The 24,951-nt window shown below is 72.0% G+C and carries 18 protein-coding genes; 5 read left to right on the forward strand and 13 right to left on the reverse strand.

Annotated features, from left to right (window positions below):
- Positions 1-2 precede the first annotated feature (2 nt).
- A complete protein-coding gene (locus Aau02nite_RS27580; RefSeq protein WP_212991496.1) occupies positions 3-926 on the reverse strand; it encodes an AEC family transporter in 924 nt (307 codons plus the stop codon).
- Positions 927-978: 52 nt separating this feature from the next.
- Positions 979-2,298 (reverse strand): Na+/H+ antiporter NhaA, encoded by a 1,320-nt coding sequence (gene nhaA, locus Aau02nite_RS27585; protein WP_212991497.1) that lies wholly within the window; start codon positions 2,296-2,298, stop codon positions 979-981.
- Between the two features lie 242 nt (positions 2,299-2,540).
- On the opposite strand from nhaA, the gene Aau02nite_RS27590 reads away from it, so the two are divergent.
- Positions 2,541-3,410: a universal stress protein gene (locus Aau02nite_RS27590; protein ID WP_212991498.1), complete on the forward strand. Its 870-nt coding sequence runs from the start codon at positions 2,541-2,543 to the stop codon at positions 3,408-3,410.
- Entirely contained in the window at positions 3,391-5,058 is a 1,668-nt protein-coding gene (locus tag Aau02nite_RS27595; RefSeq protein ID WP_212991499.1) for a GAF domain-containing sensor histidine kinase, read from the forward strand. Before Aau02nite_RS27590 ends, Aau02nite_RS27595 begins: the two co-directional genes overlap by 20 nt.
- 308 nt (positions 5,059-5,366) lie before the next feature.
- On the opposite strand, the gene ligA is transcribed toward Aau02nite_RS27595, so the two are convergent.
- The gene (gene ligA, locus Aau02nite_RS27600; RefSeq protein ID WP_212991500.1) at positions 5,367-7,511 is read right to left on the reverse strand and encodes an NAD-dependent DNA ligase LigA; all 2,145 of its coding nucleotides are present in this window, start codon (positions 7,509-7,511) and stop codon (positions 5,367-5,369) included.
- Between the two features lie 203 nt (positions 7,512-7,714).
- Here ligA and Aau02nite_RS27605 point away from each other — a divergent pair, with 203 nt between their 5' ends.
- Positions 7,715-9,472 (forward strand): VWA domain-containing protein, encoded by a 1,758-nt coding sequence (locus tag Aau02nite_RS27605; RefSeq protein WP_246595480.1) that lies wholly within the window; start codon positions 7,715-7,717, stop codon positions 9,470-9,472.
- 71 nt (positions 9,473-9,543) lie between these two features.
- On the opposite strand, the gene Aau02nite_RS27610 is transcribed toward Aau02nite_RS27605, so the two are convergent.
- From Aau02nite_RS27610 to Aau02nite_RS27640, 7 genes are all read right to left on the reverse strand, one after another.
- A complete protein-coding gene (locus Aau02nite_RS27610) occupies positions 9,544-10,866 on the reverse strand; it encodes an extracellular catalytic domain type 1 short-chain-length polyhydroxyalkanoate depolymerase (RefSeq protein WP_212991502.1) in 1,323 nt (440 codons plus the stop codon).
- Positions 10,867-10,939: 73 nt separating this feature from the next.
- Positions 10,940-12,436, reverse strand: a complete 1,497-nt coding sequence (locus tag Aau02nite_RS27615) for an endo-1,4-beta-xylanase (RefSeq protein ID WP_212991503.1) — start codon at positions 12,434-12,436, stop codon at positions 10,940-10,942.
- 3 nt (positions 12,437-12,439) lie between these two features.
- Positions 12,440-12,964, reverse strand: coding sequence for a helix-turn-helix domain-containing protein (locus Aau02nite_RS27620; protein WP_212991504.1), 525 nt, complete (start codon positions 12,962-12,964; stop codon positions 12,440-12,442).
- Positions 12,961-14,211 carry an SGNH/GDSL hydrolase family protein gene (locus Aau02nite_RS27625; RefSeq protein WP_212991505.1) on the reverse strand — a complete coding sequence of 417 codons (1,251 nt, stop codon included), beginning with the start codon at positions 14,209-14,211 and terminating at the stop codon, positions 12,961-12,963. Before Aau02nite_RS27625 ends, Aau02nite_RS27620 begins: the two co-directional genes overlap by 4 nt.
- Positions 14,208-17,195 carry a glycosyl hydrolase 115 family protein gene (locus tag Aau02nite_RS27630; protein WP_212991506.1) on the reverse strand — a complete coding sequence of 996 codons (2,988 nt, stop codon included), beginning with the start codon at positions 17,193-17,195 and terminating at the stop codon, positions 14,208-14,210. The genes Aau02nite_RS27625 and Aau02nite_RS27630 overlap by 4 nt, the downstream gene beginning before the upstream one ends.
- A 13-nt stretch (positions 17,196-17,208) precedes the next feature.
- The gene (locus Aau02nite_RS27635) at positions 17,209-18,483 is read right to left on the reverse strand and encodes a GDSL-type esterase/lipase family protein (RefSeq protein WP_212991507.1); all 1,275 of its coding nucleotides are present in this window, start codon (positions 18,481-18,483) and stop codon (positions 17,209-17,211) included.
- A gap of 13 nt (positions 18,484-18,496) precedes the next feature.
- Positions 18,497-19,195: a polysaccharide deacetylase family protein gene (locus tag Aau02nite_RS27640; protein ID WP_246595481.1), complete on the reverse strand. Its 699-nt coding sequence runs from the start codon at positions 19,193-19,195 to the stop codon at positions 18,497-18,499.
- 268 nt (positions 19,196-19,463) lie between these two features.
- On the opposite strand from Aau02nite_RS27640, the gene Aau02nite_RS27645 reads away from it, so the two are divergent.
- Both Aau02nite_RS27645 and Aau02nite_RS27650 read left to right on the forward strand, forming a co-directional pair.
- Positions 19,464-20,525, forward strand: coding sequence for an endo-1,4-beta-xylanase (locus tag Aau02nite_RS27645; protein WP_212991508.1), 1,062 nt, complete (start codon positions 19,464-19,466; stop codon positions 20,523-20,525).
- Between the two features lie 70 nt (positions 20,526-20,595).
- The gene (locus Aau02nite_RS27650; protein WP_212991509.1) at positions 20,596-21,621 is read left to right on the forward strand and encodes a LacI family DNA-binding transcriptional regulator; all 1,026 of its coding nucleotides are present in this window, start codon (positions 20,596-20,598) and stop codon (positions 21,619-21,621) included.
- A gap of 27 nt (positions 21,622-21,648) precedes the next feature.
- On the opposite strand, the gene Aau02nite_RS27655 is transcribed toward Aau02nite_RS27650, so the two are convergent.
- Genes Aau02nite_RS27655 through Aau02nite_RS27665 form a run of 3 tightly spaced genes read right to left on the reverse strand, consistent with a single transcriptional unit; the run spans position 21,649 to position 24,763 of the window.
- A complete protein-coding gene (locus tag Aau02nite_RS27655; protein ID WP_212991510.1) occupies positions 21,649-22,551 on the reverse strand; it encodes a carbohydrate ABC transporter permease in 903 nt (300 codons plus the stop codon).
- Positions 22,551-23,471: a carbohydrate ABC transporter permease gene (locus Aau02nite_RS27660; protein WP_212991511.1), complete on the reverse strand. Its 921-nt coding sequence runs from the start codon at positions 23,469-23,471 to the stop codon at positions 22,551-22,553. The genes Aau02nite_RS27655 and Aau02nite_RS27660 overlap by 1 nt, the downstream gene beginning before the upstream one ends.
- A complete protein-coding gene (locus Aau02nite_RS27665) occupies positions 23,468-24,763 on the reverse strand; it encodes an extracellular solute-binding protein (protein ID WP_246595482.1) in 1,296 nt (431 codons plus the stop codon). Before Aau02nite_RS27665 ends, Aau02nite_RS27660 begins: the two co-directional genes overlap by 4 nt.
- Positions 24,764-24,951 lie beyond the last annotated feature (188 nt).

Genomic DNA, 24,951 nt, shown 5'->3' on the forward strand with positions numbered 1-24,951 from the left:
GCTCACCCGAGCCAGGCGACCACCGCGACGAGCGTCACCGCCGCGGCCGCCGTGGACAGCACGATGGTGTCCCGGGCGAAACCCTCGCCGCGGCCGTAACGGCTGGCGAAGACGAAGACGTTCTGCGCGGTCGGCAGGGCCGCGGTCACGACGGCCGCGAGCAGCGCGGGACCGGTCAGCCCGAGAGCGAAATGACCGATGAGGTACGCCAGCAGCGGATGGACCAGCGCCTTGAGCACGACTGCCACCAGCCGGTCCGGCGCGTCCGGCCCCGGGCGCAACGGCCGGCTGCCCCGCAGTGACAGGCCGAGCGCCAGTAGCGTCATCGGCACGGCCGCCCCGCCCAGCAGCACGAACGGCTGCAGCACCGGTTCCGGCATGTCCCACCCGGACAGCGCCACCGCGATGCCGGCCCCGGACGCGATCATCAGCGGGTTGCGCGCGGGCATCGCCGCAAGCTGCCGCAGCGACGGCCGCTGCTCCCCGGTCGCCACCTCCAGCACCGCCAGCGCCGCCGGGCTGGCCAGCAGCACCTGGAACATCAGCACCGGGGCGATGAAGGCCACGTCGCCCAGCACGTACGCGGCGATCGGGATGCCCAGGTTGCCGGCGTTCACGTAGCCGGCGGCGAGCGCGCCGACGGTCAGCTCGGCGACGCTGCGCCGCCACAGCAGCCGGGCCAGCGTGACGTAGAGGGCGGCGACGATGAGCGTGCTGAGCACGAACGCGGCCAGGGCCCCGGTGAAGATCCGCCCGATGGTGGACGTGGCGAGGGTGACGAACAGCAGAGCCGGCGCGGTGACGAAGAAGGCGAGCCGGGTCAGGGTGTCCAGCCCGGCCGCACCGAGCAGCCCGGACCGGCCGATCAGATAGCCGACGAGGACGAGCGCCCAGACGACCGCGAAGCCGGTGACGACCTCACGCACCCGTACCGCCCGGCCGCCGCCGCTTGATCAGAACCACAACTGCAGGAGTGTGTCACGCCGGCCGCTCCTCGCCGTCGCGCTGGTAGACGTCGGGGATGTCGTCGCGGTCGGCGTCGAGGTTCTCCTCCTCGTGGATGCGCCGGTAGGTGCGGTTGCGCAGGCGCAGGATCACCGTGGCGAGCAGGGCGGCGATCAGTGAGCCGGTCAGCACGGCGACCTTCACGTGCTCGTCGCGGTCACTGCCGAGGCCGAACGCCAGTTCCCCGATGAGCAGCGACACGGTGAAGCCGATACCGGCCAGCACGGCCAGTCCCAGCACGTCCACCCAGGCGAAACTGGTGTCCAGCCGGGCCCGGGTGAAGCGCGTCACCAGCCAGGTGGCCCCGGTGATGCCGATCGGCTTGCCCAGCACCAGCCCGACCACGATGCCGAGGGCGACGGGATCGCTGAGGGCACTGCCGAAGCCGCTGAGCCCGCCGACCGCGACCCCGGCTGACATCAGCGCGAAGACCGGGACGGCGACACCCGCGGACAACGGCCGGAACCGGTGCTCGAAGTGCTCGGCCAGCCCGGGCCCGGCCTCCGGACCGCCGGCCGCGCGGCTCCGCAGCACCGGTACGGCGAACCCGAGCAGCACTCCCGCGACGGTGGCGTGCACCCCGGAGGCGTGCATCAGCGTCCACGTGGCGAAGGCCAGGGGCAGCAGGAGCCACCACGATTGCACCCGCCGCTGCACCAGCACGGTGAACGCGCCCAGCGGCACCAGCATGGCGAGCAACGGCAGCACGGACAGGCTCGCGGTGTAGAAGACAGCAATGATGACGATGGCGAGCAGGTCGTCGACCACCGCCAGGGTGAGCAGGAACGTCCGCATCGCGTGCGGCAGACAGCGACCGATCACCGCCAGGACCGCAAGCGCGAAGGCGATGTCGGTCGCGGTCGGGATGGCCCAGCCCTTCCCCTGGCCCGAGGAGAGGTTGAACAGGACGTAGATCACAGCGGGCACGACCACCCCGCCGACGGCGGCGGCGATCGGCACCGCCGCGCGCCGGGGGTCGCGCAGGTCCCCGGCGACGAACTCGCGTTTGAGTTCCAGACCGGCGACGAAGAAGAAGATCGCCAGCAGGCCGTCGGCGGCCCACGTCGCCAGTGACAGGTCCAGATGCAGCGCCGCGGGGCCGACGGTGAAGCCGCGCAGCGCTTCGTAGCTGTCGTTCCACGGCGAGTTCGCCCAGATCAGCGCGACCACGGCCCCGACCAGCAGCAGCATCCCGCCGATGGTCTCCTTGCGCAGGATGTCGGCGATGCGGCGGGCCTCGGGCCAGGACCCCCGGCTGAAAAGATGCGGGCCGCGGTGAGGTGCCTGCGTCATGAGCGCTCCTGTTTCCGGGGTCGGGTCGGACGTTGCCGACCAGACTTCCCGGCGCACCCACCGGGCAGTCTAGCCACACGTCATTCTCTCGTCCGGCGAGACGGCCGCGCGGTCATCTCGCCCGGGGGCCCGGCGTGGCGCGGGCCGGCCGGGCCGAAAGTCCCGGGCCGGCCGGGACCTCACGCCCTGCCGGCCCGGTGCCCACCGCGCGCACGATCAGGGCGGGTGAAGGGAGACCCGCCATGACGACATCGACGATCGCCGTCGGCACCGACGGCACCTCGACGAGCGAGGCCGCCGTGCGGTGGGCCGCGGCGGAGGCATCGCGCCGGGGCGTGCCGCTGCGCATCGTGTACGCGTGCGGCCGCACCGAGGACGCCGCCGAGCAGTTGCTGGCCGGCGCTGTGCTCGACGCCGCCGTCCGGCAGGCTCAGTCAGCCGCGGCCGATGTCGTCGTCGGTGCCGAGGTGCTGGGTGGCGAACCGGCGCAGATGCTGCTCGGCCTCGACGTGGACCTCGTGGTGCTCGGGCACCGGGGACGCGGCGGCTTCACCAGCCTGCTGCTCGGCTCGGTCGGGCAGCAGGTCGCCACGCACGCGCGGGTGCCCGTGGCGGTCGTCCGGGGCCGGGCTGACGCGGCCCGCGGGCCGATCGTGGCCGGCGTCTGCGGCTCGGCCACTGACGAGACGGTCCTGGACGCGGCCTTCGCCGCCGCGGCCCGGCACGCCTGCCCGCTCGCCGTGCTGCGCACCTACGCCCCGCCGACCCCGCTGTGGGTGGGTGACATCCCGGCGCCCGACGACGGCGTCGCCACCCTCAACGGCGCCGCCCGCGAGCGCCTGCACCAGCAGCTGGCCCCCTGGCGGGCGGCCTACCCGCAGGTGGACGCCGAAGCGGTGGTGTCACCGGACGACGCGGGCGCCGTCCTGGTCGCGGTGTCGCACACCGCCCGCCTGCTGGTGGTCGGACGCCCGAGCCACAGCGCGGTGGTCAACACCCTGATCGGATCGACCGGCCTGCACCTGCTGCACCACGCCGGTTGCCCGGTCCTGGTCGCACCGCGGGCGGCGGTCGCCTCGGTAGCATCAGCGAATGGTCGCGCCCAGAGGTAACGAGCAGCCGTCGCTGGGGCTGAGCCCGCTGTCCCGGGTCCGCCTCGACGAGCTGCTCCAGGAGATGCTGGTCCGGGTCGCCGAGGTGGTCACCAGCCGGGAACGGCTGCGCGCCCTGCTGGACGCGGTCGTCGGGATCGGCACCGACCTGGATCTGCGCAGCACCCTGCAGCGCATCGTCCAGTCGGCCTGCGCCCTGGCCGGCGCCCGCTACGGCGCCCTGGGCGTCATCGGCACCGACCGGCAGCTCTCCGACTTCATCACGCACGGCATCGACCCCGAGGCACACGCCAAGATCGGTGACCTCCCGCACGGCCGGGGCGTCCTCGGCCTGCTGATCACCGACCCCCAGCCGGTACGCCTGCCGGACATCACCAAGCACCCCCGCTCGTACGGCTTCCCGCCGAACCACCCGCCGATGCACAGCTTCCTCGGCGTCCCCGTGCGCACCCGTGGCCAGATCTTCGGCAACCTGTATCTCGCCGAGAAGCAGGGTGCCGACGAGTTCACCGACGACGACGAGGAGATCATGGTCGCGCTGGCCGCCGCGGCCGGGGTCGCCATCGACAACGCCCGGCTGTTCACCCTGGCCCAGCGGCGTGAGCGCTGGCTGTCGGCCGCCGCCGAGATCACCGGCGTGCTGCTCGGCACGGTCCGCCGTACCGAGGCGCTGCGGCTCATCGCCCGCCGGGCCCGGGAGATCACCGGGGCCGGGCTGGTGCTGGTGCTGCTGGGCGGCGACGACGAGTCGCGCTACACCATCGAGGTCGCCGACGGCGCGGACGAGATGGTCGGCAAGGTGCTGTCGGTGGACGTGGCCGCGCTGCGCGCCGACGGGGCCGAGCTGGGCGGCGTCGCGGACTGGCCGGCGCCCGTACCGCCGGGAGCGGTGCTGGCCGCGCCGCTGGCCGGCGCCGACATGCCGCAGGGTGTGCTGATCGTCGCCGGGGCCGAAGGCGGCGGCGAGGACGACGCCGCGCTGCTGGCCAGCTTCGCGGGCCAGGCCGCGCTGGCCCTGGAACGGGCCCGGGCGCAGGAGGAACGCGAGCTGCTGGTGGTGCTGGAGGACCGCGAGCGCATCGCCCGCGACCTGCACGACGTCGTCATCCAGCGGCTGTTCGCCACCGGCATGCAGCTGCAGGGCGTCGCCCCGCACGCGCTGCGCCCGGAGGCGGCCAAGCGGATCAACGCGGCCGTCGACGACCTGGACGCCACGATCCGCGACATCCGCCGGTCGATCTTCGAACTGCGCGCCCCGGTGGGCAGCTCGCTGCGCGCGGAACTGCGCGACGCGGTCGAGGCCGCCACCGCGTCGCTGGGCTTCCGGCCGACGCTGGACGTGTCGGGACCGGTGGACAGCGCGGTGCCCGACGACGTGGTGCCCGAACTGCTCGCCGTGCTGCGCGAGGCCCTGTCGAACGTGGCCCGGCACGCCCAGGCCAGCACGGCCCGGGTCTCGGTACGCGCGGCCGACGGCGAGGTGATCATCCAGATCGAGGACAACGGCGTCGGCGCCGACCCGGCCCTGGCCCGCGGCGGCCTGGTCAACATGGGCGAACGCGCCGGCGACCTGGGCGGCACCTGCACGGTGACCCCGGCCGACGAGGGCGGCACGGTGGTCACCTGGCGGGTCCCGCTCGGCGCCTGACCGCGCGGGGCCAGCCCGGCCCGCCGCCGGGCACAGACCGTGCCGGTCACATCCGGCCCGCCGCCCGGCGACAACCGCGCGGACCACACCGCGGCCCGCCGCCGGGCACAAAGCGCACGGACGCACCCGGCCCGGCGCCCAGCACAGACCCTGCCGGCCACACCCGGACTGCGCCGGGCGGTGACCGCGGACGTAGCCGGCGCGAGAGCACTGACGGCTGCGCGCCGGCGGTGGCCACCGCGGTGTGCAGGCCCAGGGCCACCGCGCCCGGCGCAGAAAACCCACGGCCGGCGCCCCGGGCGGCGCGGTCAGTCGAGGTAGGTCTGGAGGACCGGCTCCTCACCCCCGTTGTGAGCGGCCAGCAGCTCCGCGAAGCGTTCCGCCGGCATGATCGGAACCCCCAGCTCCTCCGCCTTGGCCGCCTTCGAGCCGGCGCCCGCCCCCACCACGACCAGGTCGGTCCGGGCCGAGACCGAGCCGGAGGACTTTCCGCCCAGGTGTTCCACCGCTTCGTTGCCCTCGTTGCGGCTCAGGCCGGGGACCGAGCCGGTGACCACCACGGTCATCGGCTTGCCGTCCGGCTTGCGCAGCGGCAGCGGGACCGGGAGGGCGGCGTCGGCCTGGGCCGCCTCGCGGCCCGGGACGCCCGGCTCGGTCATCGTCACGCCGCGGGCCGTGAGTTTGTCGATGACCGGGCCCAGCTCGACCAGCTCCGCCGCGATCGTGGCCGCGCGTTCCGGGCCGACCGCCTCCACCTCCTGCAACTGCTCGACCGTGGCCGCGCGCAGGGCCTCCATGGTGCCGAAGTGGCGCGCCAGGCGACGGGACATCGAGCGGCCCGTCATGCGGACACCGAGGCCGGTCAGCACGCGGGACAGCGGCTGGGCCTTGGACGCCTGGATCGCCGCCACCAGCTTGGTCGCCGACGTGCGGCCGAGGCGGTCCAGTTCCGACAGGGCCTCCGGGGTCAGGTCGTACAGGTCGGCGGGGTCGGTCACCAGGCCCGCCGCCACCACGCCCGCGATGACCTTGTCGCCCAGTCCTTCGATGTCCATCGAGTCGCGGGCGGCGAAGTACGACAGGGACTCCCCCGCGCCGCAGGCCCGGCCCTGGGTGCAGCGCCAGCGCTTCTGGGTGCGGTCGATCTCGCCGCCGCAGCGGGGGCAGACCTCCGGCGGGGTGAACGGCTGCGCGTCCGCCGGGCGTTCGTCGAGCTTGGCCCCGGTGATCTCGGGGATCACCTCGCCCGCCCGGCGCACGAACACGGTGTCGCCGACGCGGACGTCCCGGCGGACCAGGTCACCGAAGTTGTGCAGGGTCGCCGAGGTGACCACGACACCGCCGACCTGGACCGGCTCCAGGACGGCGACCGGGGTGATCACGCCGGTCCGGCCGACCTGCACCTCGATCGCGGCCAGCTTGCTGGTGCGGGTGTCGGCCGGGAACTTGTGCGCGATCGCCCAGCGGGGGGCGCGGCTCGACGAGCCGGCCAGGTCGCGGTCGCCGGGGTCGTCGGCCTTGACCACGGCGCCGTCGATGTCGAAGCCGAGCGTGCCGCGGGCCGCGCCCATCGCGGCGATGGCCTCGGACAGCTCGTCGATGGTGGCGCAGCGGGGCATGCCGGCGGGCGAACCCGCCGTGGTGGCCACGCCGAGGTCGGCGATGGCGGCCATCGCGGCGCTGTGCGTCAGGCCCTCGCCGCCGGGCAGGTCGTGCACCGCGTACGCCAGGAACGACAGCGGCGCGTCGTAGGCCCGGTCCTGGGCGCGCAGGGTGCCGGCGGCCGCACTGCGCGGATTTGCGAACGCCTGCCCGCCGTGGGCGGTCCGCAGCTCGTTGGCCCGGGCGAAGTCGGCGTCGGTCATGAACACCTCGCCGCGGACCTCGACCGTCACCGGCCGGCGCAGCTCGGCGGGCAGTCCGGCCACGAGCCGGGCCTGGGTGGTGACGTCCTCGCCGGCCCGGCCGTCGCCGCGGGTGGCGACCTGGCGCAGCCGGCCGTCGACGTAGCGGGCGGCGATGGCCATGCCGTCGATCTTGGGCTCGACCGTGTAGCCGAGGGCGGGCCGGCCCAGGATCCTTTCCAGCCGGGCCGCCCAGGCGCGCAGCTCGTCGGCGTCGAACACGTTATCGAGGCTGAGCATCGGGGTGCTGTGCTCGACGTCACCGGCCGCCACGCCCGCGCCCACCGTCACGGTCGGCGAGTCGCTCTCGGCCCAGTCCGGCCGGGCCTGCTCGGTCGCCGCGGTGCGGGCCAGCAGCGCGTCGTAGGTGGCGTCGTCGATGACGAGGTCGCCGCCGGCGTAGTAGGCGGTGGCTGCCGCGCGCATCCGCTCGATCGCGGCCCGGTATTCCTCCCGGGTGCCGAACGCGGCGGCCCAGGCCGCGTCGACCACCGGGGCCACCTCGTGGTCGGCTGTGGTCAGGCCGGCGGACGGTCCCGTGCTCGACATGCGGTGCTCGCTTCCTGTGTGCGGGAGACGGTGTCTTGATACCGCACCGGTGCGACAGAAACGCCGAAGCTCACTGCGTGTCATCACCCCGTACACGGAAAGCAGTTGGCTGGGGTCGATGTGAGCCGCATTTTGCAGTTGATGTGAGAATTCCGTCCGAACGTCCATGGCATTCCGATCTTTGCTTGCGGAGCATGGACCGCGTGCCCGGACGCCATCGAAGAACCTTCAGTCTCACCGGCATCGTCGTCAGCGCGGCCACGGCCTCGCTCGTCGTCATCGGTGCCGGATCCTGGCTGGGTTACCAGCGCCTCTCCGCCGGAGACTGTGCCGGGGAGGTGAAGCTCGCGGTCGCCGCCGCCGCCGAGATCGCCGGCGCGATCCAGACCACCGCGGACAAGTGGATGCAGGGCGAGAAGGCCCAGGTCGGCGGCGTCTGCATCAAGGTCGCCGTCGCCGCCACCGATCCCGCGACCGCGGCCGCCACCATCGCGGCCAAGCACGGCGTCGCGCTTCCCGGCCTGAAGCCGGCGGCGGGCAGGCCCGTCGTGCCGGACGTGTGGGTCCCGGACTCCTCGAGCTGGCTGCTGCGGGTCGGCGGCGAGGCCCCCGGCTTCGTGCCGACCGACAACATCCCGGTGGCCGAGAGCCCCGTGGTGCTGGCCATGCCGGCCCCGATGGCCCAGAAGCTCGGCTGGCCGGAGCGCAAGCTCAAGTGGCAGGAGCTGCTCGGCCAGCTGACCACCGGCAAGACCCTGCTGCCGGGCATCGTCGACCCGACCCGCGACGCGGCCGGGCTGACCGGGCTGCTCGCCCTGGGCGCGGCCGCCGGCAACGACATCTCGGGTGCGCAACGCCGGGTGGCCGCGCTGCGCAAGCTGGCCGCGAACACCTCGAGCATCCGCCAGGACCTGCTGGAGAAGTTCCCGCGTACGGCCGCCGAGGTCACCACCGGGCTGAGCGCCGCACCGCTGTCCGAGGAGGACGTGGTGTCGTTCAACGCGGGCAAGCCGCCCATCCAGCTGGCCGCGCTCTACCTCGATCCGGCGCCGACCGCGCTGAACTACCCGTTCGCGGTCATGCCGGAGGTCGACCCGCAGAAGGCGTCCGCCGCCGCGGCACTGCACGAGGAGCTGCGCGGCACGACCTTCCGGGACGCGCTGGCGGCAGCCGGCCTGCGGGGTCCCGACGGCAAGGCGGGCGCGGGCTTCGTCGCTCCCACCGGCGCACCCCCGGTGGCCACTCCGGTCATCGCCCCCGGCGCCGGCAGCAGCCAGGGTGCCGCCGCCTCGGCCCAGGCCTCCACGGCCATCAGCCAGGTGCTGGGCAGCTGGGCCGCGATCACGCAGCCGGGCCGGGTGCTGGCCGTCTTCGACATCTCGGGTTCGATGCTGACCGAGGTGCCCACGGCGGGCGGCCTGACCCGCGCCGAGGTCACCAAGCGGGCCGCGGCGCAGGGCCTGCAGCTGTTCGACGACCGGTGGGCCGTCGGTACGTGGTTCTTCTCCACGGAACTGGTGGGCAAGCAGGCGTGGCAGCCCAAGGTGCCGATCAGCCCGCTGTCCACCGCCCGCAACAAGCTCAACGACGCCCTCAACGACCTGAAGCCGAAGAAGACCGGCGACACCGGGCTGTACGACACCGCGCTGGCGGCGTACAAGAACGTGCAGAAGGGGTGGCAGCAGGGCCGGGTCAACTCGGTCATCCTGTTCACCGACGGGGTGAACGAGAATCCCGACGGCCTGACCCGCGACAAGCTGGTCGCCGACCTGAAGAGGGCGCGGGACCCGAACAAGCCCGTGCGCATGGTGATCATCGGTATCGGGCCCGAGGTCGACCGGGCCGAGCTCAAGGCGATCTCGGACGCCAGCGGCCCGTCCAGCGGCGTCTTCATCGCGGAGGACCCGGCGAAGATCAACGAGATCTTCCTGCAGGCGATCGCGACCCGCACCGGCGCTTAGGCCGGCTGCACGAACAGCAGAGGTGCACCTGCTGCCCCGGCTCACCCTTCCGGGGCAGCAGGCGGTCTTTGTCAGGCGACCGTGCAGGCGACGCCGTTGAGCGTGAAGGCCGCCGGCCGGCTGCTGTCGCCGGTGTGGGTGGCCTGCAGCCCGATGCCGGTCGAGGCGCCGGTCGCCAGGGTGCCGTTGTAGGAGACGTTGCGGGCGGTGATCGCTCCGCTGGAGCCCGTCCAGGTGGCGTTCCAGCCGGAGGTGACGCTCTGGCCCGCCGGCAGGGTGAAACCGAGCGTCCAGCCGGTTACGGCCGGTCCGGAGTTGGTGATCGTGATGGAGGCGGTCAGTCCGCTGTTCCAGGCGTTGACCACGTAACCCACCCGGCAGCCACTACCCGGCTCGGGAGGCGTGCTGGTCGGCGGCGTACTGGTCGGGGGGACGCTCGTCGGCGGGCTGCTGGAGGGCGGGACCGTGGTGCTGTCCAGCCCGAGGAACGTCACGGCCCGCTCCGCCATCCCGGCCTGCGGCAGGTTGTGCCCGGTGTTGGCCACGCTGATCGCCTCGACCGGCGGCTGCGCGGAGGCCGAGCCGTACCGGGTACGGGTCCAGTTGGCCTGCGGCGAGTCCGTCAGCACCGGGGTCTGCGAGACGCCGTGCACGTTGGTCCACTGCTTGATCTGTTCGGCGAAGTTCGGGTAGCGCAACGTGTCGTCGTTGACCCCGTGCCAGATCTGCATCCGTGGCCGCGGCCCGGTGTATCCGGGGTACGCGCCACGCACCAGGTCCCCCCACGCCTGCGGGGTCCGGGTGACCTGGCCGTTGGCACAGGCGCTGTTCCAGCTCGAGCCGTCGGTGGTGGCGAAGCAGCCGAACGGCACACCCGCGAACGCCGCACCGGCGCGGAACACGTCCGGGTAGGTGCCGAGCAGCACGTTGGTCATCATGGCGCCGGAGGAGGCACCGGTGACGACCGTACGGGCCGGGTCGGTGCTGTACCGCTGCTGGACGTAGCGGACCATCGAGACGATGCCGGCCGGGTCGCTGTTGCCGTCGTGACGCAGCGCGCCCGGTGACGAGACGTCGAAGCAGTTACCGGAGCGGGTCGCCGACGGGTAGATCACGATGTAGCCGTGCCGGTCGGCCAGTGCGGCGAACGAGGTGCCGGAGTGGAACGCCGGTCCGGAGCCGGTGCAGTAGTGCACGGCCACGAGCAGCGCCGGGTTCGGCGGGAGCCGGTCCGGGACGTACAGGTGCATGCGCAGGTTGGTCGGGTTGGCGCCGAAGCCGGTGACCTCCTGCAGGGTCGCGGCGGCCGCGGGTGCGGCCGGCAGCAGGACGGACGCGCCGGCGGCGCTCACCGCGGCGGTGAGGGCCAGCAGGGCCCGGGTCAGTCGTCTCATGGATGCTCGCTCCGGGGATGGGTCCGGCGCGGCGCGGAAGGGTGGTCCACGCCGCGCCGGACGTCGCGATCGATCAGGACGCGGCGCAGGCCGGGGTCCCGGTGGGCGGGGTACCGGTGCCCTGGAAGCCGAACTCGGTGCTGGCGCCGGCCGCGATCCGGCCGTTGTACGACACGTTGGCGAACCGGACCGCGCCGGTGCTACCGGTCGCCTGCGCGTTCCAGGCGTTCGTGACCGAGGAACCCGACGGCAGGGTCAGCGTGGCCGCCCAGCCGTTGACCCCGGCGGCGCCCGCGGCGACCTTGACCGTCGCGGTGAAGCCGCCGGTCCACGCGTTCACGGTGAAGCTGGCCGTGCAGCCCGCCCCGGACGGCGGCGGTGTGGTGCTGGTCGGCGGCGTCGGCGAGACGGTCGGGGAGACCGGCGGGGGCGTCGTCGGGTTGGTGGTACCGCCGGCGTTGAGCGCGTCCAGAGTGGCGGTGTACGCGGCCTTCTTGTTGCCGCTGCCGTCGAACAGCAGCGGGGTGCCGCTGGCCCGCCAGGAGTCGGTGTCCCGGATGCCCCACACGGTGATGCCGTTGCACCGGGCCACGGCCAGGCAGTCGCGGACGACGTTGGCGTACGTGGTGGCCTGGCTCTGTCCGGAGCCCTCGATGTCGAGCTCGGTGATCTGCACGTCCACGCCGAGCGCGGCGAAGCTCTCCAGCGTGGTGCGGTAGTTGCTCGGGTACGGCGACCCGCTGTTGAAGTGCGACTGCAGGCCGACGCAGTCGATCGGCACGCCGCGGGCCTTGAAGTCGCGGACCATGGTGTAGACGCCCTGGGTCTTGGCCCAGGTCCAGTTGTCGATGTTGTAGTCGTTGTAGCAGAGCTTGGCGCCCGGGTCGGCGGCGCGCGCGGCGCGGAACGCGGCCTCGATCCAGTCGTTGCCGGTGCGCTGCAGGTTGGAGTCGCGCCGGCCGCCGCCGCTGTCCGCGTACGCCTCGTTCACCACGTCCCAGGAGTCGATCTTGCCGCGGTAGTACGTGGCGACCCGGGTGACGTGGTTGAGCATGGCGGAGCGCAGCGCGGTGCCCTCCATGCTCTGCATCCAGCCGGGCTGCTGCGAGTGCCAGGCCAGGGTGTGCCCGCGGACCTTCATGCCCTGGGCGATGGCGTGGTTGACGATGCGGTCCGCGTTGGCGAAGGAGAACTGGTTCTGCTGCGGCTCGGTCGCGTCGATCTTCATCTCGTTCTCGGCGGTGACCGAGTTGAACTCGCGGTTGAGGATCCCGACGTAGGTGCTGTCGCTCAGTTTGTTGGCCGCGACGGCGGTGCCGAAGTAGCGGCCGGTGGCGGCGGCCGAGGCGCCGAGGGTGGTCGCGGCGTCGGCCGAGGGCGCCACCACCAGGGCGACGCCGCCCGCGGTGATGCTCGCGGCCAGCAGGGTCAGGGCGGCGCGGAGTCGGGGTCTGCGGGGGACAGGTCGGTCGGACACAGTGGATGCCTTCCGGTTCGGGGAGGGGGATGACACTTTGGGAGCGCTCCCATCTTGAGCCGGTCTTACTCCCGAGGGAAGAGACCGGAGCATTTTTCAGGTCGCGCGGCGCCGCGGCAGCGAACGGGCGATGCCGGCAGCGGTGGCCGCGCCGTGGTACTTGCGGACCAGATGCAGGCACAGCTCCACGCCGGGGGCCCCGGCGGCGGCTGTGAAGATCGGGTCGTCGTCGACGTACCGCACGCCCGGCGCCAGCCGGACCCGCGGATATCGCCGCCGCAGTTCCTCGGCGTGGGCCGGGCAGGTGGACACCGCCCGGCCGTCGAGCAGCCCGGCAGCCGCCACGGTGAAGACCGCCTCGCCGATCGCCAGGATCCGGCAGTTGCGCCGCACCGCCTCGCGCAGGGCGGCGGCCTCCGCGGCGGTGATCGTGTCCGGCCCCCGCCGCACCGGCGGCGCGATGGCCAGGATGTCCGCCCCGGCCAGCAGGTCGAAGGTGCCGGCCGCGGCGAAGGCCAGGTCGAAGACCGGACCGGCGAAGACCTCCCGGTACGTGGACAGCCGGGCCGGCAACGCCTCCGGTGGCGGCAGCAGCACCGCCACGTTGGTCATGTTGCTCATCGCAGCCACCGCAGCGGGACGGCCTCGGCCAGCGCCCGGTAGCCGACCGGATTGAAGTGCAGGTGGTCACCGGTGTCGTAGGCGGGCAGGAGCCGGCGCGGGGCGGCCGGGTCCCGGGCCACCGCGTCGAAGTCGAGCAGAGCGTCGAAGCGCCCGCTGCGCCGGATCCACTCGTTGACCCGGGTACGGGTCTGCTCGCGCAACCCGCCCGGGTCGTCGTAGCCCTCGTTGCCGCCGAACGGCGTGATGGTGGCCCCGTACACCCGGATGTCGCGGGCGTGGGCCCGGGTGACGATCTGGTCGTACGCGGCCAGCAGGTCGTCGCCCACCAGTTGTTGCGCCTCGGGCATGGCTCCCGCCGTACCGATGTCGTTGACGCCCTCGAAGACGATCAGCGAGGCGACCCCGCCCAGCGCGAGCACGTCGCGGTCCAGGCGGGCGAGGGCGCTCGGCCCGAGGCCGTCCTGCAGCACCCGGTTGCCCCCGGCGGCCTGGTTGAGCACCGCGTGGGAGCCGCGCAGCCGGGCCGAGAGCTGGTCCGGCCACCGGTCGTTGCCGTCGGTGGTGGAACCCCGCCCGTCGGTCAGCGAGTCGCCGAGCACGACGGTGGCCGTGCTGTCCCCGGGTGCGAGCACCTCGACCCCGCTGAGGAAGTACCAGTGCACCACGGGTGTGGCGCCGGGCAGGTCCACGGCGTCATGGTGGTCGCCGCGCAGCAGGTGCGAGGTGGTGCGGGAGCCGGGGTGCGAGGTCACCGCGGTGCTCGCCTGGCCGGTGGCCAGGTAGAGCGTGACGGTGAGCTCGCTGCGGGCGGGCACGTCGAGATCGATGGGATCGGAGACGACCTGGGCGCCCACCGGGACGGACGTGTGCGTCCGCCCGGAGAAGGTGACCGGTCGCAGGGTGCCCGGCTCGATCGCGGCCGAGCCCGCCCGGCCCCCGGCGGGCCGGGCGATCGAGACGGCCGTGATCGGCAGGACCGCGCCGCCGAAGGCGTTGGAGAACCGCAGCCGTACGGAGCTCCCGGCGATCGACGTGTGCACGGTCTGGCGCAGGGTGGTGTCCACGAGCACCGAGTCGGTGCCGGTGAACGGGGCCGGTGGCAAATTGTGCGGCTCGGTGAGCTGCGGCATCGACACCCAGGTGTGCAGCCAGTCCCGCCGCGGCCGGGGCCGGCGACCCTGGACGGCCGTGGCCACGGAGACCGCCGCGGCCCCACCGAGGCCCAGCAGTGACCGGCGGTTCATCGGCTCACCCGCTTACTCTCGGGCGGGCCCAGGTAGCTGTACTTGACGCCACCGGTGTCGATCTCGAGGCGCTGCACGATCACGGTCGGATCCACCATCCAGAACTTGAGGGTGTGCACGCCCGCCTTGGCCACCGTGTGCGTCGTGGTGGTGCGGTTGACGTTGTCGGAAGTGTTGCGTTCCCACTGCTTGTTCATGGTGGTGTCGTCGGCACCGGTGGCCGTGGTGATGTTCACCGTCTGCGGCGGCTGGTCGTCCAGCGAGATCGCGTACTTGAGGCCGTCGGTCGGGAGGACGTTGTTGCGCGGCGACAGCACGGCGGTCACCTTGACCGGACCGGTCGTCTTCAGGGTCGTCGTGTACTCCAGGCGGGCGCCGGTGCCGCCGAGCGGGGTCAGGCCGTTACCGGTCTTGCCGATCTCCGGCAGCAGCCGCCAGTCGCCCACCTTGCGGGAGTAGTGGTCGGCCTCCATCGCGACGTAGCCGTTGGCCTCCACGAAGCCGCGCGGGCGCAGCACCGGGTTGTCGATCGGCGCCTGCACGACGGTGGTGACGCCGGCCCCGGTCACGGTGATCGGCACGGTCGTGGTGCCCTTGGGCGCGCGCCGCCAGTCGACCCGGACGGTGGCCCGGACCTGCTGGTCGACCCGGCCGGCGCTCGGCGTGACGTGCACCCACGGCACGGACGGGCGGATCCGGTACGTGAACGGCGTCGTGCCCTTGTTGTAGACCTCGATGAACTGCTGCGGCTGCGCCTGGTACGGGCTGAACGCGGGCAGCGTCACCGGGTCGGCGCCGTCGAGGTCGACCCCCATCTCGGCCTTCGCCGGCACCTCGATGCGCTTGAGGTACGGGTAGATCTCGTCGGGCAGCGCCACATGGTCCTTCTCCGGCTGCTGCCAGGGGGCGTTGGGGCCGTACCGGGCCACGTTGCCGTAACCGATCTTGGGCTGGAGCTGCCAGTCCTTCCACTTCCCGCCGGCCAGCTCGTTGTTGTAGTACGCGTTCAGCGCCTGGTCGTCGGCGAACCGGGCCTCGGCCAGGTCGGCCAGGGCGTTGGTGGCGGCGCGGCCCTGCCCGGCGTACCGGATGTTGGTGAATTCGGCGTGCCGCAGCGCGTACAGGTTCGCGGTCGCCTTGACCTGGTAGTAGACCAGCTGGAAGTAGGCGTCCTGCCAGGCCGCCGGCACCCTGGCCTTGATCCGGTCGGCCCGGGCCCCCAGCGCCTGCCACTCGGCGGTGACCCGGTCCATCTCGCGGTAGTCGGTGAGGCTGAACGGGCTCGCCTCGTCGTCGTACGTGACGACCTTGGTCTCGGGGTCGAACGTGATGCGCCGGTTGAGCAGCTCGGGCTTGCGGCGCGACTGCAGATGGCCGTAGTCGCCGAGCACACCGGCGATCTCGCCGGCCAGGGCCGGGCCGAAGTTCTGCGCGGCGTAGCCCCGCTCCCACTCCGCCAGCCCGCTCAGCGGGAAGGGCTTCCAGGCGTAGTCGAGGAACATCTGCGTCGGCTGCTCCTCGTTCTTCAGGTCACCGACGTTGACCATCCACAGGCGGTCGACCCCCTTGCGGTACGAGAGATCCAGCTGCTCCCAGGTGTTGGTCAGGTTGACCGTGTCGACCCACTTGTAGTTGCGGCCGCCGCCGACGTAGTCGAAGTGGTAGTACATGCCGTAGCCGCCGCTGCGGGCCGGCAGCGAGGCGTCCGGCAGCTTGCGCATGTTGCCCCAGTTGTCGTCGCAGAAGACCACGGTGACGTCGTCCGGGGGCCGGTAGCCGCGGTCCCAGTAGCGCTGGACCTCCTTGTAGAGGGTCTGCACCTGGGGAGCGCCGATCAGCCCGTTCTCCCGCAGGATCTCCCGCTGGGTGTCGATGATGGAGCTCATCAGCTCGATGCCGTCACCGTCGGGCAGGCTGACGTCGCCGTTGCCCCGCATGCCGAGGGTGACGACGCCCTCGATCTTGTCGCGGGCCATCCGCTCGGCCCCGTCGCGCCAGTACGCCTTGATCGCGTCCGCGTTGCGCCGGAAGCTCCACTCGCCGTTGCCGCCGTACGGGTCCGTGCCGTTCACCGCGTGCCGGTTCCACTCCTCGATGCCGCGCATCATCGGCGCCTCGTGCGAGGTGCCCATCACCACGCCGTAGAACGAGGCGGTGGCGTGGTTCTGCGGGTCGTCCTCGGCGAACGCGCGACCCCAGACGGCCGGCCACAGGTAGTTGGCCTTCAGCCGCAGCATCGTCTCGAAGACCTTGGCGTAGTAGGCCGCGTTGAGCCCGTTCGGGAAGCCGGGCGCCTTGCCGGGCCCGAAGTAGCGCGGGGCCCAGGTGCCGGTGGCCGGGTTCTCGTCGTTGATGAAGAAGCCGCGGTACTTCACCGCGGGCGTGCCCTGGGTGTGGCGCCCGGGCAGCAGGTACACCGCGTCCTGGTGGCGCACCGGGACGTCGTCGAAGAAGCGCCAGGGCGAGACGCCGATGCGCTTGGACAGGTCGTAGGCGCCGTAGATGCTGCCGCGCTGGTCGCTGCCCGCGATCACGAACGCGCGCCGGACGCCCGGCAGCGGGTTCTCCACGATCTGCTCGACGGTGGTCTCCCACTTGCCGGCGATGCCGCGCACGTCGAGCTTGCCCGCGGCGACCAGCCGGTCGATCAGCGGGCTCTTGCCGATGGTGCCGACCAGCACCGGGTCGCGCCCACCGGGCACCCGGTCGTGGGCGACGACCGGCTTCACCCCGGTGACCGCGGCGATGTCGGCGCTCAGGTCGTCGACCACCCGGATCACACCGGCGTGGTCACCGGCGCTGACCACCAGCGGCGCGGCGCGGCCGGCGGCCACGAGCGGGAACCGGCCGCGGCCGGGCAGCGCCGAGACGTACGAGTCGCGCTGCCCCGTGGCCAGCGCGTCACGTGGTACGGCCGCGGCGGTTGCCGGCGCGGCGACGAAGAAGGGCGCGGCCAGAGCCGCGAGTGCGAGCAGGATCCTCATGGGTACGCCTTCCCTACCGGAAGAGTCGCAGGGGTACGGCCGCCGCGAGCGCGGCCATCCCGGCGTCGTTGGGGTGCAGGTGGTCGCCGCTGTCGTAGGCCGGGGCCAGCCGGAGCGGATCGGTACGGTCCCGGACGGCGGCGTCGAAGTCGATGACCGCGTCGTAGTCCCCGCCGGTGCGGATCCAACGGTTCAACGCGGCGCGCTTGCGCTCGTTCTCCGCCGAGTAGAAGCCGAGGGTGTCGTCCTTGAACGGCAGCACGGTGGCGCCGTAGGCCCGCAGCCCGGCCTGGTGGGCCCGGGCGATGAGCTGGCGGTGCCCGGCGATGAGGTCGTCGGCCGAGACCACCTCGGACGCCGGGGCGGTGGTGCCGGGGTGGCCGAGGTCGTTCACCCCGAGCAGCACGATCAGGAACTCCGCACCGGGCTGGGCGACCACGTCGCGGTCGAAGCGGCGCAGCGCGCTCTGCGCGAAGTACGCGGCGTACGCCACCGCGTCGCTGCCGGCCGGTGGGTTCGGGTCGTGCAGCAGCCGGTTGCCGGAGACCCCGACGTTGACCACGCCGCGGTCGATGCGCGCGGCCCGCAGCCGGGCGGCGAGCAGGTCGGGCCAGCGGTGGTTGAGGTTCGCCGCCGCGTTGGCGCCGTTGGTGATGGAGTCACCCAGGGTGACGATCGCGCCGGCGTCGGAGGCGACGCTGACTCCCGAGAGGAAGAGGTTCTGCCCGACCACCGCGGTCGGCGTGACGGTCCGGGCCGCGGTGACGTTACCGGCGGCGATCACGTTGTCCTGGTACGCGAAGGCGGCCAGCGTGGTGACCGGGGTACGCCGCGGCAGGTACACGCTGACGGTCAGCTCGGTGCCGGCCGGGACGCGCAGGTGCACCGGGTCACTGACCAGCGGCGCGCCCGCCGGGATCGTCGCCGTCGTACGCCCGCCGAAGGTGACCGGGCGGTCGGTGCCGGGCCGGTTGGCGGTGCTGGTGCCGGTGCCGGCCCGGCGGGCGACCCGCACCTCGCCGACGACCAGCGGCTGCTCGCCGAACTCGTTGGTCAGCCGGATCCGCAGCCGGTCGCCGCCGGTGCTGACGTGCACCACGTGGCGCACGGTCTGGTTCTCCAGCACCGTCGGCGGGGTGGGCGGGACGGTGGTGGGTGCTGCGGCCCACGTTCCGGTCCAGCGTGGACCGTCGCCGCCGCGGCCGGCCGCCTGCGCGGGCGTGCCGGGCAGCGTGGCCGCCACGGCGGCGCCCGAGGCGAGCGCCAGCAGTTCGCGTCTGGTGGACACCGGTGCCCCCCGCTCAGCCACGACGCCGCGGCAGGGTGAACCGCCAGCCGTCGGCGCGCAGTTCGGGGATGATGCGGGCGACGGCCTCGACGGTCTGGCTGCGGTCGCCGCCGCCGTCGTGCATGAGCACCACAGCACCCGGGGTGATGCGGTCGCGCAGGCGCTGCACCAGGACGTCGGTGCCCGGCGGCTCCCAGTCGGCGATGTCGACGCGCCAGCCCAGCGGCTGCATGCCCAGCTCCGCGGCGACCTGCGGGCTCTGCCCCCAGCTGCCGTAGGGCGCCCGGAAGTACGGGATGCGGGCGTGCGGGACCGCGCGGCGGATCGCCGCGCTGGTCTCGACCAGATCCGCCCTGATCTGCTCCGTGGTCCAGGGACCGAAGTCGTCGTGGTGCATCGAGTGGTTGCAGAGCACGTGCCCGGCGGCGGCGATCCGGCGGGCCACCTCGGGATGCTCGGCGACGTGGTCGCCCCACAGGCAGAACACGGCCCGCACGTGCTGCCGGCGCAGCACGTCGAGCAGGCGCAGGGTGTCGCTCGGGTTGGGGCCGTCGTCGAACGTGAAGCTGACGACGTCGCCGTGCCCGCGCGCAGTGTCGACCACCACGGCGGTCGGGCCACCCGCGTGCGCGGGACCGGCGAGACCGCCGGTCAGCAGCAGGGCGGACATCGGCACCGCCAGCCGGCGCCACCACTTCGGACGATGAGACATGACTTCCTCACGATCGATTCCGGGACTCGGTGCTCCGAAACTTTCGGAAACCGCGCGGCCGAACGTCCGTAACATAGAACCCGGTCGAAGTCGCGTCAAGGAGGTGCTGCGCCCCAGATCACGCGCTCAGCTCATTGATCTTCACCGCTTTCTGCCCAGGTTGTTACCTGTTGACCGGTGACCAGGATCGGCATATGTTCCGGACACATAACGGAAGTTCTCGGAACCTCTCGGCCGGTACCGGAGGCCGGAACAGAATGGACAGACGATGAGAGTTCGCGCGCTCGCCGGCGTCGTTCTACTGACGACCCTGACTCTGACCGGCAATCCCGCCACCGCGTCCCCGGCCCGGCCCGCTCCCCCGGCCCCCACCGGGCTGCGAGCCCTGGCCGACCGCGCCGACCTGCGGATCGGCACCGCCGTCGACATGGCCGCCCTGGCCGACGACGACGCCTACCGCGCCGCTGTGGCCCGCGAGTTCAACACGGTGACGGCCGAGAACGTCATGAAGTGGGAAGCTACCGAGCCGCAACAGGGCGTGCACGACTGGGCCGCGGCCGACCGGCTGGTCGACTTCGCCCGGGCCAACCGGCAGAAGGTCCGCGGGCACACCCTGGTCTGGCACAACCAGAACCCGGCCTGGGTCACCGAGGAGGCCTTCACCCCGGCGCAGCTGCGCGCGGTGCTGCGCCGGCACATCATCGACGAGGTGACGCACTTCCGCGGCAAGATCTGGCACTGGGACGTGGTCAACGAGATCTTCAACGACGACGGCACCTGGCGGGACAGCATCTGGCTGCGCAACCTCGGACCCGGCTACGTCGCCGACGCGTTCCGCTGGGCGCACCAGGCCGACCCCAAGGTCAAGCTGTTCCTCAACGACTACAACAACGAGGGCGTCAACGCCAAGAGCGACGCGTACTACGAGCTGGTCAAGCAGCTCAAGGCCCAGGGCGTGCCGGTGCACGGGTACGGCGTCCAGGGCCACCTCGCGGTGCAGTACGGCGTACCCGCCGACACACTGACCAACCTGCGCCGCTTCGAGAAGCTCGGCCTGCAGACCGCGTTCACCGAGGTCGACGTGCGGATGCCGCTGCCGGCCGATCCGATCAAGATCCAGGCCCAGGCGCAGGGCTTCACCGCCCTGCTGCAGGCGTGCCTGCTGGCCGACCGGTGCGTCTCGTACACGCTGTGGGGCTTCACCGACCGCTACTCGTGGGTGCCCGGCGTCTTCGACGGCGAGGGGTCCGCCACCCCGTACGACGAGAACCTCAGCCCCAAGCCGGCGTACGCCGCCCTGCGCGACACCTTGGCGCTCGCCGGGCGCTGACCCGGCGTGGATCGGGGCCCGCCCCACCCGGGGCGGGCCTGCCGGGGCTCGGAGAACGAGGAGGACCGCGATGACCGCGGACGGCCGCCGGGTGACCATCTCCGCCATCGCGGACGCGGCCGGGGTTTCCGTGCCGACCGTCTCGCGTGTGCTCAACGGCCGCGCGGACGTCTCCGCGGCCACCCGGGAACGGGTCGAGCAGTTGCTGCGCGACCGCGGCTACCGGCGGCGCAACTCGCGCCAGCCGGGCCGCGCGCAGGTGCTCGACGTGGTCTTCGACGAGCTCGACAGCCCCTGGGCTGTCGAGCTCATTCGCGGTGTCGCCGACGTGGCGCACGCGGCCGGCGCCGGCACGGTGGTCTCGGCCGTGCACCAGGACGAGACTGCGACCCGGCAGTGGCTGCGCAACCTGCGCAGCCGCACCTGCGACGGGGTCGTCTTCGTGCTCTCCCAGGTGGCCGCGCCGGTCCAGATCCAGCTGCGCCGCCTGCACATCCCGGTGGTCGTCGTCGACCCCGCCGGCGGCTCGGCCTCGGAGGTGGCCACGGTGGGCGCGACCAACTGGGCCGGTGGGCTCAGCGCCACCGAGCACCTGCTCGCCCTGGGCCACCGGCGGATCGGGCTGATCGCGGGCCCGCGCGGGCTGTCGTGCAGCCGCGCCCGGCTCGACGGCTACCGGGCCGCCCTGGCCGCCGCGGGGATCGGCACGGACCCGGCCCTGGTCGTGCAGGGCGACTTCCGGCACGAGTCCGGATACGCCGCCGGCGGCCGGCTGCTCGATCTCGCCGAGCCGCCGACCGCCGTGTTCGCCACCAGTGACCAGATGGCGCTGGGTGTCTACGAAGCCGCCCGCCGCCGCGGCCTGCGGGTGCCCGCGGACCTCAGCGTGACCGGCTTCGACGACCTGCCCGAGGCGCGCTGGTCCTCACCGCCGCTGACCACCGTGCGCCAGCCGCTGGCCGAGATGGGCGGGCTCGCCGCGCACACAGTCCTGCGACTGGCGCGCGGCGAGACCCTTCAGGCTCCCCGGGTCGAGCTCGCGACCGAGCTCGTGGTGCGGGACAGCTCTGCGCCACCGCGGGGAAGAATCCGGTAACACCGAACGGACGATCCCCGGTTGCTACTACTTCCCGAAGCCCGCGGTCAGTCCGCTGAGCAGCTGCCGCCGGCCGATCGCGTACAGGATCAGGATCGGCAGCGTGGTCAGCACGACCGAGGCGAGCACGGCCGGCACGTTGACGCCGTACTGGCCCTGGAAGCTCCACAGCCCCAGCGGCAGGGTCCGCTGATCGGGGCTCTGGGTGAGGATCAGCGGCAGGATGAAGCCGTTCCAGACGCCGAGCCCCTGGTAGATCACCACGGTCACCAGGGCCGGACGGACCAGCGGGAACGCCAGCCGCCACAACGTGCCCCATTCGGTCGCGCCGTCCAGGCGCATCGACTCGAACAACTCCTTGGGCACGTCCCGGATGAAGTTGGCCAGCACCAGCACCGACAACGGGATGGCGAAGGCGATCGACGGCAGGATGATCGCCAGCAGCGTGTCGTACATCTGCAGCCGGATGATGATCAGGTAGATCGGGATGATCACCGCCTGCAGCGGGATCGCCAGGCCCATCAGGAACAGGCCGTTGACCGAGCGCAGGAAGCGGCTGCCCGCACTGCCGCGGACGATCCCGTAGGCCGCCATGAACGAGATCAAGGTCGCCGGCAGCACCGCCCCGGCCGTCACGATGACGCTGTTGACGAAGTACCGCGTGAACTCGGCCTCGATCACCAGACGGTAGTTGTCCAGTGTCGGCGCCGACGGCGGGACGAGCGGGTTCTGGGCGTAGTAGTTGGCCCGGGTCTTGAAGCTGGTGATGACGATCCAGTAGATCGGCAGCATCACCACGATCAGCCAGAGCCAGCTGAAACTGCCGCCGAACCAGTTCAATCGCAGCGAGGAACGGCGCCGTCCGCCGCCGCCGGACGAAGTCACCGACACGCCGTGTCGCGGCGGTGCCGGCCGGGTCGAGATAGCCATCAGGCACCTTCCAGTTGGCTGTCGGACGCGCCGCCGCCACCGAGCTTGCGCAGCAGCAGCGCCAAGCCGAGACCGAACAGCACCAAGATGACCGCGATCACGCTGGCCGGGCCCATGAGGTTGGCCATGAAGCCGGTCTTGTACATCTCGAGCGCGAGCACGTTGGTGGCGTCACCGGGCCCGCCGGCGGTGAGGACGAAGATCAGATCGAAGAACGTCAGCGATCCCACCACCATCAGCGTCGACGAGGTGATGATCGTGTACTTGAGCTGGGGCAGGGTGATGCTGAAGAACTTGCGCACCCGGCCGGCGCCGTCGATCTCGGCCGCCTCGTACATGGCGGTCGGGATCTGCCGCACGGCGCCCTGGTAGATCAGCGAGTGGAACGGGATGAACTGCCAGGACACGACGAAGACCAGCACGCCCAGGGCGAGGTTGCCCTGACCCAGCCAGTCCTGGTTGAGCCACTCGAAGCCCAGGCCCGTGCCGAGGCCGAAGTTCGGGTTCAGCAGTGCGCTGAAGGTGATCGCGATGGCCGCCGAGCTGAGCAGCAACGGGATGAAGTACAGCACGGCGAGGAACCCGCGGTAGCGCTTGCGGGCGGCCAGGAAGACGCCGAGCAGCAAGCTCATCGGCGTCTGGAAGGCCCAGGACAGCGCCATCACGAGGAACGTCACCCAGATCGAGTGCAGCAGGCCGGGACCAGTGAGCACCGACTGCCAGTTGTCCAGGCCGGCCGGGTTGATCGCACCGATGCCGTCCCACTGGGTGAAGCTGAGGATGAGCACACCGAGCAGCGGCACCACACCGAACGCCGTGAACATCAGCAGCGCCGGCCACACCATCCAGGAGACGGACCTGCTCCGCCCGCCGGTCTTGGAGGAAGGTACCGCCACCGGGGGCGGAGCAAGAGCGGTCATTTACCGATGACCCCGTTCATGTTGGCGACCCACTGCGCGGGGGTGACCTGCTGCTGGAACAGCTTGGCGATGTTGTCCAGCAGTGCCTCGGCCGCGGTCGGGCTCAGCGCCTGGTCCCAGGACTGGGCGAAGACCTTGGCGTTGACCGAGGTGTCGTAGACGAACTTGAGGAACTCGGCGTCGGGGGACGCGGCCAGGGTGGCCTCCGTGCCCTTGACCACCGGCACCGAGCCGCCGTCGTTGATCCACGCCTTGGTCTCGGCCTCGTCGAGCACGCCGCTGGTGAAGTACTTCTTGGCGATGTCCTTCTGCTCGGCGGTGGCCTTGCTGGAGATCGAGAGGTACTGGCCCGGGTTGCCGACCGTGTCGCTCGGGTCGCCCTTGCCGCCCGCGAAGGTCGGGAACGGGATCCAGCCCAGGTTGCCCTTGGAGACGAAGTCGCCGCCGTCGTTCTTCATGCTGCCGTAGGTCCACGCACCGTGCAGCATCATCGCGGCCTTGCCGGTGTAGAGCAGGGCCTGGTCGGCGTTGGCGCCGGCGTCGACCGAGGAGAAGCCCTTGTTGAAGCCGTTGGCCTTCACCAGGTCCAGCAGCTTGGTCAGCATCTCCGTCACCGCCGGGTCGGACCAGGCGTCCTTCTTGCCGTCGAAGACATTCTGGAAGACCTGCGAGCCGCCGATGCGGTCGAGCATGAACTCCAGCCACATCATGTTGGTCCAGCGGGACTTGCCGGCCAGCGAGAAGGGCGCGATCTTCTTCTCGTTGAACTTCGGCACCAGGGCCATGACGTCGTCCCAGGTCTTCGGCGGCTGCACGCCGACGTCGTTGAAGACCTTCTTGTTGTAGAACAGGATGATCGGCGCGACGGTCTCGCACGGCATGGCGTAGATCTTGCCGTTGACCGTGGCCGGGCCGAACGAGGACGGGAACAGCTTGTCCTTGATCGCGGCGTTCTGCTCGAACCAGGGGGTCAGGTCCTCGACCTGGCCGGCGTCCACGTAGCTCTTCAGGCCGCCACCGCCCCAGCCCCAGATCAGCGTGGGCGCCTGGCCGGCGCCGATGGCCGTCTTGATCTTCTGCTTGTAGGCGTCGTTCTCGAACGCGGTGAACTGGATCTGGGTGTCCGGGTTGGCCTTGTTGAACCGCTCAGCAGCAGCCTGCCGGATCCCTTCGCCGGGCTGACCGGTGAGGAACCAGTAGCTGGCCGAACCGGCCTTGGTCCCGGAGCTGGTGCCCGGTCCCGAACTGCCGCAGGCGGCCAGGGCGGCACCGGCACCGGCGGCGGCCGTCAAGCTGAGGAAAGTACGACGGGATATCGGACTGCGTTCCACGCTGGTCTCCGTACTCGTGAGCCGCAGGCTCGCGGCGGGGTCGAACTTCTGATGGAAAGGTCACCGATCCCGGCTCCAGGTTCTGGAACTTTCGATCGACAACCGCAAGTTACCGAGAGATTTCGTTAACGTAGGATTTCATGATTGGC

It is taken from the genome of Actinoplanes auranticolor (genome assembly GCF_018332655.1).
Taxonomy (GTDB): domain Bacteria; phylum Actinomycetota; class Actinomycetes; order Mycobacteriales; family Micromonosporaceae; genus Actinoplanes; species Actinoplanes auranticolor.